Source organism: Flavobacterium sp. GCM10022190 (assembly GCF_042656445.1).
Lineage (GTDB): Bacteria > Bacteroidota > Bacteroidia > Flavobacteriales > Flavobacteriaceae > Flavobacterium > Flavobacterium nitratireducens.
In genome coordinates this window covers 948741-966604 of the sequence record NZ_JBHSOQ010000001.1, presented here as the reverse complement: position 1 = coordinate 966604, position 17864 = coordinate 948741, and the positions used below count along the sequence as shown (strand labels likewise).

Sequence of the window (17864 nt, the reverse complement as noted above, 5' to 3'; positions counted from 1 at the left end):
TAGAAATTGAAGTAGTATTATTTTTAAAAAGCACTTAAAAGTGACTGGAATTTATAGGTCGTTTTTTGCGTGTAAACCTCTCCTTTTTTCAAAACAGCAGATGGGAAATGTGGGTGATTAGGCGCATCTGGAAAATTTTGAGTTTCAAAACAAATTCCGCTTAAAGCATGATACGAAGCATTCTCTTTTCCTTTTAAATCAGGCCCACAATTACCGCCCACATAAATATGAACACCAGGTTGATCGGTATAAACGTCCATTTTAATATTGGTTAATGAACTAAAAAGTGTTGCTTTTACAGCATCATTATTTTCCACTACAAAAGTATTGTCAATGCTTTTAGGACATTTTTTAGCCGTTCTATAGTCAAAAACAGTATCTGCTACATCTAAAATTTTACCCGTTGGAATACAATCCTCTCTGGTTTCTAAAACTTTTTGAGCATACACAATTAAATCTTGATTACTAACATCAGATTGATGTCCGTCAAGATTAAAATAACCATGATGAGTCAAATTAATAATCGTATCTTCAGTCGTTGTTGCCTTATAATCAAGGATTAATTCGTTTTCTTCAGATAAAGTATAAGTCAAACTTACGGTAAGTTCTCCAGGATAATTTTCCTCATTAGCAGCACTACTGTAACTCAAAGTGATTGAAGGATTTTTGCCCGTAGTTACAGCCTCGACTTTCCATGTTTTTTTACTAAAGTTCTCGATTCCTCCATGTAAAGAATTTGGTCCATTATTGATGGCTAATTGGTACGTTTTCCCGTTCAATTCAAATTTACCTTCATTAATTCTTCCCGCATAGCGTCCCACTGTTGTTCCGATATAAGGCGATCCATCTAGTTGAAAGGATTTTTCATAACCTTCAACCGAATCAAAACCTAAAACCACATCAATTAAATCACCATTTTTAGTTGGAATTTTTAAGGAGGTAACTGTAGCTCCAAAAGGTATTACTTTTACCACTGCTCCATTTCCATTTGTTAATTCGTAAAAAGGAGCATCATAGTCCAGAGTCGATAAATTATTTTCAGAAGTTGACATATCTTTGGTTTTTTTATTTTGGGTTGGGAAAGCAAAAATAGGAACAAACTACATATATTATATACCAGTACCTACCAGTTTTTAAAAATAACCACTAGATTAAAACAAAAAGCATAAATGAATCGCTCCATTTATGCCTTGCATACATAACTCTTGATAAAATCAATTAATTACTTGGCATACCATCTGCTTTCATTCCCTGTAAAATTAAAGCATTCATTATATACAGAAAATCACTTCCGTCATCTTCATGCGCTCCATTAACACCATAAGGCCAAAAGTGAGTCCTATCTCCTTTCACATAAGCTAATGGATCATTTGTCATCATTTGTAAAATTTCATTTGCTCGCTTACCTTGCCATTTCCCGTTTACCATCAATTCCCAATATTTAGAATGTTGTCCTACCCCAACTGTATGAGCCATTTCATGCATAGCTGTCCCTGCTTTTTGATAGGCAGAATTTGCACCCATATTAATCCAGCCAGCAAATGTGGCATCCGCAGTAGGTGTACCAGGAGAATAATTCACAGTAACATGTTTTACCATTGATGTGAAATTATTGTAATATTGGGTTGCGGTATCAAAAGCTGCTTTAATTCTAGTTATTGTAGCCTGATCTGCACCGTTTGCATTAAAAGAATAGGTGAAATTTCCTTTTTTGATAGTACTAATTATAAATTCTTCTCCATATAACACCGTATTAGCTGTAATAGCATAAGGCCTCACATAATACAATGTTTCTGGCGTTAAATTAGAAATTCGTTGTTTAAATTTACTTTCAACCGTTGATCGTGCAATTTTATTATTAGCAACAGTAGGTTCTTTAATAGTATTATAAACCAGCCCTATTTCCTGAATTATCAAATCACCATGATCTTTTAGAATTACATCAAAAAACAAATCCTGAGCACCTGCTACTTTTATTGTTCCAAAAACTAAATAAGGCGAAGCTGGATCTTTAGTTTTAAAACTAATCTCATTACCATAGGCAACTCCTTTTTTATTTACTACATAAGCTCTTGCATAATAAACAGTGGCTCCTTCTAAATTTGTTAGTTCTACTTTAAACTCGCCAGAACCTTTAATTACACTAGCCAATTTTTTTGTTCCTTGATAAGTAGGATTAGTAGTTGTTCCATAACACACCCCTCGTTCCGTAACACTACTCCCTCCATCATTTTGAATGACTCCCCAAACAACAGCTTTTAGAGCTGCAATATCCTCTGCTTCATTTGTTTTTAATGTCGCAAAAGTACCAATGCTATTGTTATTGTTTTCTACTACGGGATCATTTCCTGAAGAATTTCCTGAAGAACAGGAATACAAAGCAACTAAAATCAGTAAAATTAAGTTAATATTTTTTCTCATAATTATAATATTATTTGTTATTAAAAAAATCTAAATCCCATTTATTATACCAGTTCAAAATTGGTTTATCATTATCGAATTGAATAGGAAGCCAAACATAACTTCCCGCAATCGGATTTTTAGGATTCCAGCGATCTGCCATAAAAATAAATTGATCCTTTTTCCCTTGAACTGGCAAAACAAAAGTACTTTGCGAATAAAATGTAAGATGTGCATCTTTACCAACACATGGGTTTCCTATTGCTTCCCAAGGCCCCCAAAGTGAGGTCGATTTAAATGAACGTGCAGCATTAGGATCCCAACCTGTGCAACCAGACGTAATCATATAATAAAACCCATCTTTTTTAAAAACAGTTGGAGCTTCATTATGACCAGCAGGTTCCACTCTCGTCCATTCCTTTGTAAAACCCAAATAATCATCTGTTAGCTCTGAAATATGAAGCGTTAAATTATCTTCTGATGAATGAATTAAATACGCTTTTTCATCATCATCGACAAAAACCGTCATATCTCTAGACATTTGCCCATGATTAAAATCCCTTCGAACTAGCATCCCATTTTTAATTGCTAACAACCACTCGATTGACCAAGCTTTCAAAGTATTTTCTCCTGTAAATGATTTTTTGTTTTCGCTATCAAAATTCTTAGGCCAAGTTCCTTTATTAGGTCGCAAAGATTTAATAAAATTAAAAGGTCCTTTGGGATTCTTACTTATTGCTACAGCCGCTCTAGCAGCATCATAACCATGCCCTTTTAACTCCAAATGAAACCACATAACATATTGCTTCGTTTTTTTATTAAAAACTACTTTCGGCCGCTCAATAATACAACCTTTTGTAATTTCAGAATTAGTATTTAACGTAACTTCTAAAACAATACCTTCGTTTTTCCAACTGTATAAATCTGTTGAGGAATAACAAGTAACTCCCTTCTGAGCAACATTTCCCCCTTTACCTCCTGTTTTGTATTCTCCATACCAATAATAAGTTCCATTATCAAACAAAATACCACCACCATGTGCATTAATATGTACACCATCAGTATCTTTCCATTCTTTTCCAGAAATAAATGAATTATTCTGACTGGATACTAAAATTGGAATTAGAATAAAAAAATAAATCAAATAGGATAATTTCATGTTCTATTTTTTTTGGTAAACTCTTATATAATCAACAATATATTGAGAAGGAAAGCTATCATCTTCAAATGCTCCTCCTTCATTTCCTCCAACTGCCAAATTCAATAATACATAATGAGGTTGTCTAAAAGGATGGTTTTTTAAATGCTCCAATTGCATTTTATCATTAATTATAGTTTCATTTATCAATTGATTATCGACATATAATTTTATCTCGTTTTCATTCCAATCCATTCTCCAAATATGAAATTCATTTGCCCAGTTATCTTTACCAAAATCGACTAAAGGAATTACATGACTATCCCATTCAACCTTATCTGTTTCGGACTTCCAAGCTACATTGGCTAATAATTTACCCCTGTAATATTCCATAATATCAATTTCTCCATTTGCAGGCCAATTACCACTAACTCCTAAAGTCCAAAATGCAGGCCACATCCCTTTTTCCACAGGAATTTTGGCACATATTTCAAATCGACCATATTGCCAGGAATGTTTTCCACGAGTTATTAAACAAGAAGAAGTCACACTAATAGAATCTCTATTCTTAGTCCAGTTTTTATGATCTTTTGCAACAAAATTTGGATTTAATCGTTTCTCTTTTTTTGCTTCGATTATCAAAAAGCCATCTTTACAATAGGCGTTTTCTTTCTGATACCATTGTGCTTCCAAATTTCTAACAAAGCCGGTTTCATAATTCCAATTATCCCTGTTGGGCTCACCATTATTATTGAATTCATCACTCCAAACCAATTGATACCCTTCATATACTCGAGGTTGTTCATCTTTTGAGAAAAAACCAAAAATCGAAACTAATACAATAGCAAAAACTAAAAATCTTAATAAAAACAACCTCATCACAACGATAATTTTAATAGATATTTACAGTAACAATAATAAAAACACACCAGAACTAATATGGAACGGCTTTAAGAAATTAGTTTACTTTAAAATTCCAAACCTGACCAACAGTAGTACCTCCTTTTCCATCTTTTACTACAACTTTCCAATAATAATTTCCGGAATTTGATATCGTTGCATCAAATGTCTTTACGGTTAAATCAGTGGCTACTTTTTCCGTTGGATTACTAGCTGTTCCCAAATACACATCATACTTTAAAACATCTGAAACATCTGCATCTTCAGAAGTCCAACTTAATTTTACAGTTCCTTTGGTTTGATTTGAATTTAAAACAGGAGTCAGCAAAGTTGGAGCAAATGGCAAATGATTAACTACTCCTTCTCCTTCGGTATAAAAACTATATACTGACGTATAAGCACTTGATTTATTTTTACTATCAATAGCTTTTAATCTCCAGTAATACAACTTCCCTTTTTCCAAAGTAATTTGTTTTGTTAAACCATTATTAATTGTTGAATTTAGATTTTGACTAAAAGCATTATCCGTTGCGATTTCTAATTGATAACTAACTGCATCATTTTGTTCATCGGTAGATGCACTCCACTGGAAAGTGATAATATTATTGGTACATACCAAATTGTTTGTCGGATAAGATAAATTTGGAACTGAAGGAGCACTATTTGTTATTGGTGCAGCATCAGATCCTCCACCATCTCCTCCACAAGAAGAAAACATTATTAAACACAATATAAATATAGATAGTCTTTTCATCTTTTACTTTTTTATAATTTGAACAACTTCTTCAGGATTGGAATAAATTTTCACGAAATAAACTCCCGCTGCTTCTTTTTCGATGTTCAAATGAACTTTACCATTTTGAATTTGATAGTTCTCTTTAGATATCAATTTAGAATCAACGGTATAAATCCCTATCGTAACGACCTCATCGTTAGTAGGCAAATAGATATCAAATTCACCTGATGTTGGGTTTGGAAAAGCTTTAACCGCATCATACAACGTTATAGTTTTAGCAAAAGTTCCTTCGCAAATTTTAGAAGTCAAAACTTCCAAAACATCTCCAGCATTTACATTTACATTAAAATTTGTTTCAGAAGTTTCAAACTGAAGTACTCCATTTACAAGAACCTGATAAGGTGCCGTACCTGATTCAATCGTTACATTTAATTTATCGGTGTTTGAAACAGTTTTTGCTGTAATAGCATTACTCTTTGGAATTTCTATCGAATAACATTGCTCGAATGTCTTACCAGGAATGGTAATACAAACCGAATAGCTTCCAGGAGCAAGATTATTAACCGACAATTTATTGTTGGTAAAATTGTGAGCCACACTATTTATAGTAGCTACATAATTATAAGATGCTGTTGCATCGATCGCAATTTGTCCATTGTTTTTATTCGGACAAGTTTCACCAACCTGAGTAATAGAAAAATTGTTTGCAGGAACAGCAAAACATCCATTGGCATTTACTGATTCACCACTAGGTGTATTTGGACATTTATCTAAACTATTCATTACCCCATCATTATCATCATCAAACTGTCCAGTAGAACATCCATTTGTATCTACTGTTTCACCAACAGGTGTATTAAGACATTTATCAACAGTATCCAGCACACCGTCTTTGTCAACATCTGGATTAGTAACTGTAATAACATCCGAATAGGCAGATTCTCTATTATCTTTACTTAATACCTTCATTCTGTATTCGGCTTTGGTATAAACCAATAAATCATCCACATTTAACTTTGTATAATCTGTAGTTTCATAGAAAACAGAAAAATTAAGTTCACCTTCTAATTTTCTTTGCAAAACATATTTATTCACCAAATCATTATTGATTCCAGTCCATTTCACATTAACTTTTTCATTATTGGCAGCTATCGCATAACTTAAGGTTTCTGTCTTTGGAATTGTCATAGTAGGAATATATTCTCTTGCAGGATTATATGCTTTTTTTGATGCATTATTAGCATAATACTCACCTGCTGGAGTTAGAACTGTGTAATTTCCTGTCCAACTTGCTACCACTGGAGCCGTTTTAAGCCATTGGTAATTTTCCCATCCTGGATTTTTTGTCTTCCAAGCATCATTGATTGTTACAAACATAGCTCGGGCATCCTGAACCCAGTTGTAAATTGAATAACGCTCAACAAAATCAAGATTATCTAATACATTCAATACCGCAATCAAATCATTTTTATGCTTAGTAGCATTTGCATCCGTGAGTACATTTGGGCCATCAGGGAAAGAATTACCTGTCCAGTTCGCTCCTATGTTCCATTCCGTAATCCATATAGGTCTTTTACCGTTGATGTTGTTATAAACATATTCTAAATCTGCTTTCCATTGAGCTGCTGTTTTATACCAATAACAGTGAATTGCTGTAAAATCTACACGATAATTTGCAGCATCAGCCTTCTTTAAAAAATCTGGAAGCCATCCATTAAATGGATCTGACGGAGATGGAGAACCCAATCTTAATCCTGATGCCAAAAGTCCAGGCCAACCACTCATTGCCTGATCAACAGTCATATTTGCCTGATCCGGACGATCCGGCTCATTGTACCCTAAAAGATGAGTATACCCCTCTTTAGTATAAGCAGCTTCAAATCCAGGCCAATATTGTGTTTGCCTAATAGGAACATATTCCATTTGTGGTGTAGTGGCACTTCCTGAATTCCAGTTATAATACCAAGTAACTTTTGATCCAGTACGTTCTTCTAAGCTACCTCCGGCTAATCCTTTTTTATTAACAGAATGCCAAACCATAGCTCTTATAAAAGATACTGTTCCATTCAAATAAGCAGGTATTACCGGCACTTCTAAGTCAGCGTCTTCAGCAATAAACACTCTGCTATATCCAGTACCATCAGCATTGGATGCAAAAGTCACCATATGCCCTTTTTTCAATTTAAAAGACTTTATTTTATTATCTAAAACTCCTAAATCCATATATCGAATTATATCTTGATACTGTTTTGAAGTACCACCATAATTCTCTGCTGTGAAAACCTCCAATGGAATATTAGCTACATAAGGAACAATAACAGAACCTGAGCCGCTATTTAAAACATATACATTTTCATTACTAACTGCCGGAGCACCATTAACATATAAATTCGTCAAATGAGTGCTAATAACATTTGCAGGAGTAATATTTTGAAAATAAACCCTCGCATCATAAGACTTTAAATCAACTGTTGAATTTATTAATGGAGTATACGCATTTTTAAGAGTAAGAGAAGCCGTAGAATTTAATACAACTTTTGATTTGGCATATGTATTAACAGTTAAAGCACTTGATGTTTCCAATGTTAAGGCTGAAGGAGCAATAATTTTTTCAGGAGCATAGGCCGTATCTTCATAACGTACTGAACTAACAACCATATCCACTGCTCCATCTGCATAATTTTTACCAATTGTAATATTTGCCCCTGAATTCGAAACCTGTTTCACACCTAATTTACCAATTGCAAAAGAGGCAGGATCAGCTTTCACTGTAATATAGTAAACGCCATCAGCAGATGCATTAAATTGCAGTTCACCTGTTCTTAATTTATTAATAGCACCACAAGCAAATGTTTTAGACGCTATAGGTGAGCTTCCGTTTTCAGAAGCAGAAATACTAACTGTCATCCCATTAGTTGCAGTACCAGACAATAACTCATAAATCCATGAAAACGAATAACTTTTACCCCCAACAACATCAACTGGAAAAGAGTAAGTTGAAGTTTGATAAGCCGAATCACTCCAATCCAAAAACATTAAACGACCACTATAATTGGTTCCATCAGATTCATAAGTATGTCCTGAAGTTACATCAACATAACGTATTCCGGATGTACTATTTGCAGCACTCCAAGGAATACTGGAATAAGTATTTTTCCAACCATAGGTTGCAGGTGTACCAGTATTATTATTTGTTAACCCAGCCCAGTTATTAATTAAATTTGAAGATTTTAGTTTTAAATCAGCAATACCAAAAAGAGCATAATCACCTGTTATGGTTAAATAGTAGGTCCCTTCTAATTCTGACATAAAAGTCAAATCGCCTTTTCTAATTTTATTAGCACTTCCAGTTGTAAATGTTTTTGAAAACAATGCTCCTGTCCCATCAGCAGCTTTTGATATTGAAACATTCATTTTAGCCCCTGCGGCAGCATTTGCCAAATATTCATACAACCAGGAAAATTCATATTGATAACCATATTCTAACTTAATTGGATAGCTATATGTTGATGAAGAATAAGAACTACCGTCCCAACGAATGTACATCAAACGGCCTTGATATGTTGTACCATCAGACTCGAACGTATGTCCAGAAGTTACATCTACATACCTAACTCCACCACTTAGGTTAGCACCATTCCAAGGTAAACTTGTAGAAGTATTAGCCCAACCATAATCGGAAGGTTTTCCAGAATTATTCCCAATAAATCCAGCCCAATTACTTAATTTATTATCGGTACCATACTCAACAGTTTGGGTTACAACACTACCATCTACTAGATAATCCAAAGCCTTAGAAGCTAAATAATGACCATCCTGATAAATATGTACTACTCCGTCTTTTACTGCATATCTGTATGTTTGTTCCTGAGCATTATCAATTGAAGTACTTAGGTTATCGATTGCCGTTAAATTAGCAGTATTATTAAAGGTTGTTTTATCTAAAGAGGTTCGAAAACCAAAATTATTTCCTTTATTTAATTGAACATCAAGTCCTCGTCCTACGGCAGAATTTACTTTCCCTTTAACTTCAAGAGTAAATTCATTAGCACCGGTAAAAGGAAAAATCATTGTATCTAATCCTGATGAATTATTAAATGACTTTATACCACTTAAACTTGTACTTAAATTCGATTTAACAGGTAAATTTGGAGCCTGAGCAAACATTTGTATGCTAAACACCATTAGGGTTAATAATAAAAAGTATTTTTTTTGATTCATATTATCTAACTTTATTATTAATTAAAATTTTAGAGATTAAAACATTCTTTTAAATGTCTTGAATTAAAAAACAATCCCCTTTTATTTTTAACACATCAAATCATCTGTTAATTTTTCCGATTTATCTTTCCATTATTACTAAAAAATCTTCTCGAAGAAAATGGTAGATAAATACAAAAAACAAATTGTACTAATACAAAGAATTACAAAAAAGGGATACTATATTCTTAGAAATTGAACTTGACCTACAGAAAGATTACTTAACTTATTAAGTTTATGAGTGAAATATTATTATAGGAGTCAACTATCACTTAAATAGAATCAATGAAGAGAAGCTTTCAATTGTATTCTAAAAACCAAGTAGAAACATTGTTTTAATGATAAAAGATGAGCATCAATCCTATAGTTATCTGATTATCTTAATTCAATATTCTACATATAAAAAACTAAAAATCAAAGAATAAGCTTATCACAGAAGTGATAATTTTTTGGCAGAAAAATCCCTAACAGCAACCGATTATGGTCTGTCATAAAATATTCAACCTATCACTTCTGTGTTAAACCAGATTATAAATCCTGTTTTATAATTTAGCTTGTAACAACTTAAGATTGTCTACAAAAAGAATAGGACTTGATCCACCTCCAGTATTACCTGTTTTCTTATACCCCATTCTAAATGTTACTGCCTTAGGAGTTGTAACGGAAAACACTAAACTGTGGTTTTTCCAAGCATCTGTTGCAGAAGGGAATCCGTCATAAATTCCTAAACCATCCATAACATACCCCATCATACTGGAAGCTCCTGATGTAGTCTGAACAACTAATGATTGCCAAGTCAAAGTATAAGTACCAATAGGCAAAGTAATTGTTTGCTCTACATACAAAACATCGGGTGATGGTTGCCAATGTTGTTTTACCGCTAACAAAGCACTTCCTCCTGTAGGATTAGTTGTAGCTAACGGAGCAATACCAAAAGGAGTTGTATTACTTCCATAATTTACAGTAGCCAGTTTTTTATAAGTAAAAGTTCCTGGAACTGGTGATTCTGTCCAACCTGGAACATCATAAATATAATTATCTGTTGCTGCACCAGTTGGGCTTGTCTCAAAACCGTAATTAACTAAATAAGTACTGGTAACATCCGTTTGAGTGGAGAACGAACTTTCAGGTGTAAAAAATTCATCTATTGCACCTACTTCAGGTAAATAAGCCGTTTTATATTTAACATCAGTACCTGTTTTATAATCAGTTATAGTTAAATTTTGTTGAGTAGATAAAACTTTAATTTGCTTAACTGTATTATCCGTAGCTGTATAACTAAGAATTGAATAAGCAGAATTTTTAGTGTAATCATTTAGAGATTCCATTGTTACAGCCAGATTAGTACCTGTATTTATCCCTACTACTACTTTTCTATTCATAATAGCAGCAGTTAAAGTTGCCTGATAACGTTGACCGTACGTATTACCAACCTTATTTACAGGAATTGATTTATTTCCTAATTTATCATAAGTTCTTACTTCAAAATTATAAATATTTTCCTCTAATCCATTAATAATAACATCAACAACATCTTGACCTGATGTCCTAGTTACAGGGACAACGATAGAATCTCTGCCTGTGTTCCAAAAAACACGAACTTCAGTCACTTTTGGATCTGAAATTATCAATCCTTTCACATTTACTCTATTTTTACCAGCATAAATATGTAAAGAATCTATCTTTCCGGTGTAAGATATTTCTCCATTTTTAACAAACTCTTTATAAGCATCATCCACACTGGTACAAGACCATAAACCAACAAACAAAACCAACACCATTATGGTTTGTAAAACATATTTTTTTATTTCGTTCATAACAATAGTTTTTACACATTAATAATTAATTAGCACCATAAACTTGAATTTCACCAATTGCCATAGTACCAATTCCTCCCCAATTTTTTAGAGAAACTATTCTTAGGTATCTTATAGGAGGTGCTGTTGGATCAAAATCCCAACTAAATCCAGCCACAGCAGTATTATAATCTTCAGCTGTTTGTTCTCCAAATGGAAGACCTGAAGGCTTAGTGGCATTATACTTTCCTAATTTAACCCATGTATTATCAAGACTACCATCTGGATTTGGATTTGCTGAACCCCAAATTTCAAATTCTTTCAAATCACCAGTGTAATAATAGGTTCGACCATTGAAATATTCTGGATAATCCCAAATAACAATACGACTCATTCTTTTTAATACTCCTGTATCAAATGTCACTACATGTTGTCCAGGAGTACTACCATCGGTTAAAAATACTCTAGGCCAATTCATAATATCTCCATCCCACATACCTGAAGGGATTGCAGTTGGATGAGTTTTTGTATCTCCTGGCAAAGGAAAATGCTTATAACCCGACTTAGGTAAAGCAAACTCTTCTAAAGGAGTAATGGTTGGAAAAATCGTATCAGTAGTATTTAACCATCTATCTCTAACAGTTATAGCAAAATTTTGTTCTACAGGCAAGAATCCTCTAATTGTTTTACTGATCACATCAGTAGAAGTATAAATACTTTTAGGATCAACAATCCAATCGCCTTGTGGATTTTTCTGCATAACCAAAATCGATAGGTTTTCACGTGTAATATTTGCTCCTGTAATATAAATACCTCCAAAAGCAGCCCCTGTTTGGAGACTTCTGTAAACATCCCAAATTGGTGCTTCCAGCGGCTTAATTTTAACGACTACAGCTTTAGAAGCTGTTTCACTTCTGTTAACGGCATACAATTTAACATCGTGTTCATCCGTATCAGCAAAACCTTCTACTAAAAGTGAATTATTATAATAAGACGATTTCACTTCCATTTTTCTACCATTAGCAAGAGTATATTCTGCTTTCACATATAATAAATCTTGCTCTGAAGGCAAACTATAAGTTAATTTAGCCTTACCAGGTAAATTTTCGACTGTTACATTTGTAACCTGTCCAGGTGGAGTCGAATTATTCTCTAAAGGCTCTAAATTAGTTTGTTCACAACTGATAAGCAACGAAGTTATCATTATTGCAAAAATGCTTTTGTTTATTATTTTCCAATTCATAACTGTATATTTTTTGTTACCAACCCACATTTTGAACTAAGTTAGGATTTTGAATCATTGCACTTTCAGGTATTGGCCAGAAATAATCTCTAGGCGCTATAAACTGTTGCTGAGAAACAGTAACCTCTTGATAATAAGAAGTTTGATCTGTACCTTTAACATTCCATCCTGTTATAGGTGCATTTAAATTTTGAGCAGCTAATTTCCATCTTTTCAAATCCCAGAAACGATGTCCTTCAAAAGCTAATTCAATTAATCGTTCTCTTTGAATAATTTCTCTTAAACCTGCTTGAGTTGTAGGTTTAGATGGATTTGAAGAAAAATTTGCCCAAGAATCAACTACACCAGCTAATCCAGCTCTCGTTCTTATACGATCTATGTACTGATAAACTGTTGAAGATGGCCCTTCAGATTCGTTCAATGCTTCAGCATACATTAAATATAAATCAGCTAAACGAATTTCTGGCCATGCATATGCTTTGTAGAAAGATCCTCCCGTTGTATACGTAATTTGATTCCAATCTACTAATTTTTTCACAAAATAACCAGTTACATTCATATGAAAGGAATGTGATGCTCCAGCTGGGTCTCCAAATTTTGCTTTTAATCCCCATACTGTACCATCATCTGATTTTGAAGGGCTGTCATATTTATACCACACACCTCCATCAAAAGATAAATCGGCATAAAAACGTGGTTCTCTATCAAAATTTATTCTTGCTGTTACAAAACCTTCCTTGATATTAAAACGCTCAGCATTTGTTGCAGCACGTAATTTTGTATCATTTGCAAAATCTAAAGTTTTATCTTCATTTATTGGCACCCCATTTTTAGTGTAAAAAATCCTTGCCATTTTTAGCGGTGGAGATAAAATTTTTCTAGCATCATTATGATTATGAGCAGGATCTAGTGGAGGCATTGCTAACCTTTGTATATCAGATGTTTGACTATTAGAATTACCCCAAATAATCTCGGAATTCCATCTTTCACAAACAGCTTGACGAATACTCATTTCAGTAATAGTTCCAGAAGATAGCGTAAATGAAGATTGTGGAAAAACATATAAACTTTTACCATTTGCTTCAGCTGATTCAATTGCAGCTAACGCAGCATCAGCTGCTAATTTCCATTTATTAGCATCATATGTTGCATTAAACAAAGGAGTGCCGTCCTTATTTACTAAGGTTGAAAAATCATTATTTCCGTTAAATAATGGACTAGCTGCCATTAATAACAACTTAGCTTTAACGCTTAAAGCTATCGTTTTAGTTATCCTTCCCGCTTCAGTTGTTGGAACAAGAGAATTGTCCTCAGGAAGTTTTGCAGTAGCCTTATCAAGTAAATCTGCAATATAAGAAACACATTCGTCAACTGGTTCTCTCCTAACATTAATTTGATCTTCAGGAGCATCAATAGGAATATTCGTTCTCATAAGCGGAATAGGACCATACATTCTTAATAAATAAAAATGATAATAGGCTTTTAAAAACTCAACTTCACCAATCCAACGTTGTCTTTCTGTAGCAGTTAAATCAGGAACCTTTGAATCATCACCTACATTTTCTAAAAAAATATTACAGTGACGAATACCTATAAACAATTTATAACCGTCACCAGGACCTCCTCCTGAATAATTACCATCCCATACATTAAAATAAGGATTTGACCTTCTTTGACTCCCTCTTGCTATTTCAAAAACATCACTAGTTATCGAAGTTTTATATGGAATCCACATTTCATCTCCACCTAAAAACCCAGGATTGTGATAAACACTTCCATCTTTTGGTAGGTAAGAATAACAAGTAAATAAATATTTTTCCGCTTCATTTCTTAACTTAAAAGCATTTTCAATAGTTGCCACATTATCTGGTATGACATCCAAAAAATCACTTGAACATGAACCCATTGCAAACAAAGTTACAAATGAGGCAGCTATTGGTATAATAGATTTTCTCAATCTATTTATTATGGTTTTATTTTCTTTCATGATTATTATTTTTTATGCCTTATCATATACATTATAAATCAAGTAATATTCCAAAATTGTAGGTTACCTGAATAGGATATCCTAAACCATTACCTCCCATTTCAGGATCCCATAATTTAAAACTACTGAAGACCATAGGATTCATTGTATTAGCATACAATCGTAAATTTGAAATTTTAAACTTATCTAAAAATTCTTTAGACACATTATAACCTAATTCAATACTTTTAAGCCTTAAGAATGCACCATTTCTCATCCACCATGTAGATGTTTGATTATTATTTTCAATAAATGTATCGCTTAATCTTGGCCAAAATGCATATAAATTTCTATTATCTTCAGACCAGTGATCATCAGCAACTACCTTAAGCAATCCGTTTTGAGCACTACCATTAATTACAAAAGGTGAAATATTTTGTGGATTAATAAAGAATGACGAACGAGCTGAACCTTGGAAAAACAAACTAAAATCAAATTTTTTATACCCTAAAGTTCCCCCAAAACCATAGATTATTTCAGGAGATGTTGGATAGCCTATTGGTACTCTATCTAAACTGGAAATAACTCCATCACCATTAACATCTCTATATTTAATATCTCCTCCTCCATAAACTCCAAACTGTTTTGGTGAATTAGCTGCTTCTTGATCATCAACAAACAATCTTTCAGCAATATATCCATAGTTTTGAGCGATCGAATTTCCTTTTCTATACAAATAACTCAATTCTGGTGGATAATAATTCTCATCATATTTTAATATTTTACTAGTAGAATAGGTTAAATTACCCCTTAAATTCGTAAACCAATCATCTCCAAAGTGCTTGTTATAATTGATAGACATATCAAAACCTTTACTTTCTGCAGCTGCAAAATTGGTTGCAGGTGTAACAGCTAACCCCAATGTAGAACCAATATTAGAACGCGCTTGCAAAATATTAGAACGAGTTTGCTTAAAAGCATCTATAACGATATCAATAGAATTGAATAATTTTAAATCCATACCAATATTGATTTGTTTGGATCGTTCCCAACTAATTTTATCATTAGCATATCTTGAAATAGAAATACCTGGACGGTAATATCCATTTAAATCTCCAAAACTAGCTCCATAAAAACCATTATCTAAATTCACTTCAGACAAATAAAAGAAACGATCTGTTGCACTTCCAATTTGATCATTTCCAACCCATCCGTAACTGGCTCTGAATTTTAAATTACTAACAACATCCAATAATGGTTCAAAAAACTTCTCATTAGAAACTACATATCCCAAAGCAATTGAGGGAAAGAAACCATATCGATTATTTTTTGCAAAACGTTCTGATCCATTATATCCAAAATTAAACTCCGCTAAATATTTCTTATCGTAAGAATAAGTAAAACGCCCAGAAAGACCAAAGTTTCTGGAAGGTAACGAAGATTGAAGCCCTCCTGGATTACCCGCCTCAATATTTTGCATTATATTAACCAACATCCCTGAGACGTCATGCTTCTCAGCAAAAGTTCTATTGTAGTTTACGACAGTTTGAAGGTAAATTTCTGATGTTAGATTTTTAGGACCTTCTATATAATTCAGATATTCTCTACCAGGAACACCTATAGAACCTTCACCTCCAGGATTTAACAAATTTAAAAACACCTCATCCGTATCTGGATTAATTGTGGCATTGTAATAAAAAGGATTGTATTGTCTGGATAGACTATAGAAAGAATATCTTCTAACATACGCCATAGCTCTTGCACTTAATCCTTGAGTAATCCCCTTAAGATCTTGTTTAAATTCTAATTGAGTTTGTATGGTAGAAGCTTTACTTACTTGATATCCTCTTACCATTTCTGCATAGGGATTTGTCAATAAAGTAGTACTTCCGTAACCTGTAACAGCTCCACCAAATAATGGATGTTCTATATATGGCAAGTATTTAGAAGGATAGACCGCAGGAAAAGCTACTGGATTTGACCAAATTGCTCTATTAAATAAAGCAGTACCACCACCAACAGGACCTGTATAATCATCAAACTGACCATAAAATCGAATAATACCTTCAGTAGTTGGGGTTAACTTAATATTAACATTAGATCTAAAAGAATAATTTCTTAATTTTATATTGTTATTGAAATTATTCAAGTTATCTACTTTCAAAACCCCGTTATCAATATTATATGTACTGGCCACATAATATTGTGTATTATCACTTCCTCCGCTTACACTTAAATTATATCCTTGATTGAATGTATAATCTTTTATCAATTGATCAATCCAATTGTTGCTAGGATATAATATCGGATCTGCTCCTGCAGCCGTTCTGTCAATTTTAATTTGAGAATAAGGTAAAACACCTATAGGGTCTCTTGTTAAAACTGCCTCATTCGCCAAATTCATATAAGTTATATTATCTGCGAATTTGAAATTTCTAGTATTACTAGAAAGCTTATTTTCTTGACGAAATCTAAATTTTAACTTACCAGCTTTACCGGATTTAGTGGTAATTAACACCACACCATTAGCTCCACGAGCACCGTAAATAGCTGCTGCTGATGCGTCCTTTAACACCGAAAACGCCTCAATATCATCAGGTTGCAATCGAGCCATATCTGTTGTAGATGATTCCACACCATCAATTAAAATTAAAGGATTTACTTTTCCAGCTCCGAAAGACCCCAAACCACGAATAAAAAAATCAGAATTATCTGCTCCTGGCTCCCCGCTTCTTTGATAAGCGATCATCCCCGACACTCTTCCCGCCATCATCGTCGTTAAGTTACTCGAAGGCCCTTTGATTTCTCCAACAGGCACAGTAGTGATCGCACTTACTAAACTTTCTTTCTTTTGTGTTCCGTAACCTACGACAACAACTTCGTCCAAACCTTCTGAACTTGGCTTTAAAGAAACTACGAATTCTGTTTTATTTCCAATTGGTAATTCTTGAGTAGTATACCCTACAGAACTTACTACTAATATTTTTGAATTAGCATCTAATTTCAAAGTGAATTTTCCGTCAAAATCTGTTATGGTTCCTATTTTAGTATCTCTTATAGATACTGTTGCTCCTGGAAGAGGCATTCCATTCTCATCATTAATTTGTCCGTTAATGCTTTTTTGTTGAAATAATTTGTCAAATCCTTTTGAACTAGTAAAACTAATAGTATTTGCATAAACTTGAAATAATGAAACTAACAAACAAAATACCGTTAGTTTCATTTTTAATTCAATTTCCAAAACACTACGAATTTTTTTCTTTAATTTAATAAAGTTTGTCATGTGTGGTGTAAATTTTAATGGTTAGTCATTCTTTTATCTACTTTTTAATTAACTCTATGTAGACCTTTTTGTCTTATTTAATATTTAATGTTTCTTCATTTTATTTAAAAATTTAAAGTTGATTGATTGGTTTGTTTTTTGG

The 17864-nt window shown here is 33.2% G+C and carries 10 protein-coding genes; all 10 read right to left on the bottom strand.

All coding sequences use genetic code 11. The annotated features are described in order from the left end of the window. Positions 1-23 precede the first annotated feature (23 nt). The 10 genes from ACFPTQ_RS04035 to ACFPTQ_RS03990 all read right to left on the bottom strand — a co-directional run bounded on the left by ACFPTQ_RS04035 (position 24) and on the right by ACFPTQ_RS03990 (position 17722). Positions 24-1052: an aldose epimerase family protein gene (locus tag ACFPTQ_RS04035; RefSeq protein ID WP_379774172.1), complete on the bottom strand. Its 1029-nt coding sequence runs from the start codon at positions 1050-1052 to the stop codon at positions 24-26. Between the two features lie 166 nt (positions 1053-1218). Further along, on the bottom strand, positions 1219-2421 hold the full coding sequence (locus ACFPTQ_RS04030) for a hypothetical protein (RefSeq protein WP_379774169.1): 1203 nt from the start codon (positions 2419-2421) through the stop codon (positions 1219-1221). A 10-nt stretch (positions 2422-2431) separates the two neighbouring features. Then, positions 2432-3559, bottom strand: coding sequence for a glycoside hydrolase family 43 protein (locus ACFPTQ_RS04025; protein ID WP_379774167.1), 1128 nt, complete (start codon positions 3557-3559; stop codon positions 2432-2434). 3 nt (positions 3560-3562) lie between these two features. Beyond that, positions 3563-4417 carry a glycoside hydrolase family 16 protein gene (locus ACFPTQ_RS04020; protein WP_379774164.1) on the bottom strand — a complete coding sequence of 285 codons (855 nt, stop codon included), beginning with the start codon at positions 4415-4417 and terminating at the stop codon, positions 3563-3565. A gap of 79 nt (positions 4418-4496) precedes the next feature. After that, entirely contained in the window at positions 4497-5192 is a 696-nt protein-coding gene (locus tag ACFPTQ_RS04015; RefSeq protein ID WP_379774161.1) for a hypothetical protein, read from the bottom strand. 3 nt (positions 5193-5195) lie between these two features. Then, positions 5196-9395 (bottom strand): glycosyl hydrolase, encoded by a 4200-nt coding sequence (locus tag ACFPTQ_RS04010; RefSeq protein ID WP_379774159.1) that lies wholly within the window; start codon positions 9393-9395, stop codon positions 5196-5198. Positions 9396-9976: 581 nt separating this feature from the next. Continuing rightward, positions 9977-11251, bottom strand: coding sequence for a DUF4998 domain-containing protein (locus ACFPTQ_RS04005; protein ID WP_379774156.1), 1275 nt, complete (start codon positions 11249-11251; stop codon positions 9977-9979). A gap of 25 nt (positions 11252-11276) precedes the next feature. Further along, positions 11277-12473: a DUF4959 domain-containing protein gene (locus ACFPTQ_RS04000; protein WP_379774153.1), complete on the bottom strand. Its 1197-nt coding sequence runs from the start codon at positions 12471-12473 to the stop codon at positions 11277-11279. A 16-nt stretch (positions 12474-12489) separates the two neighbouring features. Continuing rightward, the gene (locus ACFPTQ_RS03995; RefSeq protein WP_379774150.1) at positions 12490-14460 is read right to left on the bottom strand and encodes a RagB/SusD family nutrient uptake outer membrane protein; all 1971 of its coding nucleotides are present in this window, start codon (positions 14458-14460) and stop codon (positions 12490-12492) included. Positions 14461-14491: 31 nt separating this feature from the next. Next, positions 14492-17722: a SusC/RagA family TonB-linked outer membrane protein gene (locus ACFPTQ_RS03990; RefSeq protein WP_379774147.1), complete on the bottom strand. Its 3231-nt coding sequence runs from the start codon at positions 17720-17722 to the stop codon at positions 14492-14494. Positions 17723-17864 lie beyond the last annotated feature (142 nt).

Bases quoted from the DNA above. Each gene is read 5' to 3' on its own strand.
- ACFPTQ_RS04010 (WP_379774159.1), bottom strand. From the start codon at position 9,395: ATGAATCAAAAAAAATACTTTTTATTATTAACCCTAATGGTGTTTAGC.
- ACFPTQ_RS04015 (WP_379774161.1), bottom strand. From the start codon at position 5,192: ATGAAAAGACTATCTATATTTATATTGTGTTTAATAATGTTTTCTTCT.
- ACFPTQ_RS04005 (WP_379774156.1), bottom strand. From the start codon at position 11,251: ATGAACGAAATAAAAAAATATGTTTTACAAACCATAATGGTGTTGGTT.
- ACFPTQ_RS04030 (WP_379774169.1), bottom strand. From the start codon at position 2,421: ATGAGAAAAAATATTAACTTAATTTTACTGATTTTAGTTGCTTTGTAT.
- ACFPTQ_RS04025 (WP_379774167.1), bottom strand. From the start codon at position 3,559: ATGAAATTATCCTATTTGATTTATTTTTTTATTCTAATTCCAATTTTA.
- ACFPTQ_RS04020 (WP_379774164.1), bottom strand. From the start codon at position 4,417: ATGAGGTTGTTTTTATTAAGATTTTTAGTTTTTGCTATTGTATTAGTT.
- ACFPTQ_RS03995 (WP_379774150.1), bottom strand. From the start codon at position 14,460: ATGAAAGAAAATAAAACCATAATAAATAGATTGAGAAAATCTATTATA.
- ACFPTQ_RS04035 (WP_379774172.1), bottom strand. From the start codon at position 1,052: ATGTCAACTTCTGAAAATAATTTATCGACTCTGGACTATGATGCTCCT.
- ACFPTQ_RS04000 (WP_379774153.1), bottom strand. From the start codon at position 12,473: ATGAATTGGAAAATAATAAACAAAAGCATTTTTGCAATAATGATAACT.
- ACFPTQ_RS03990 (WP_379774147.1), bottom strand. From the start codon at position 17,722: ATGACAAACTTTATTAAATTAAAGAAAAAAATTCGTAGTGTTTTGGAA.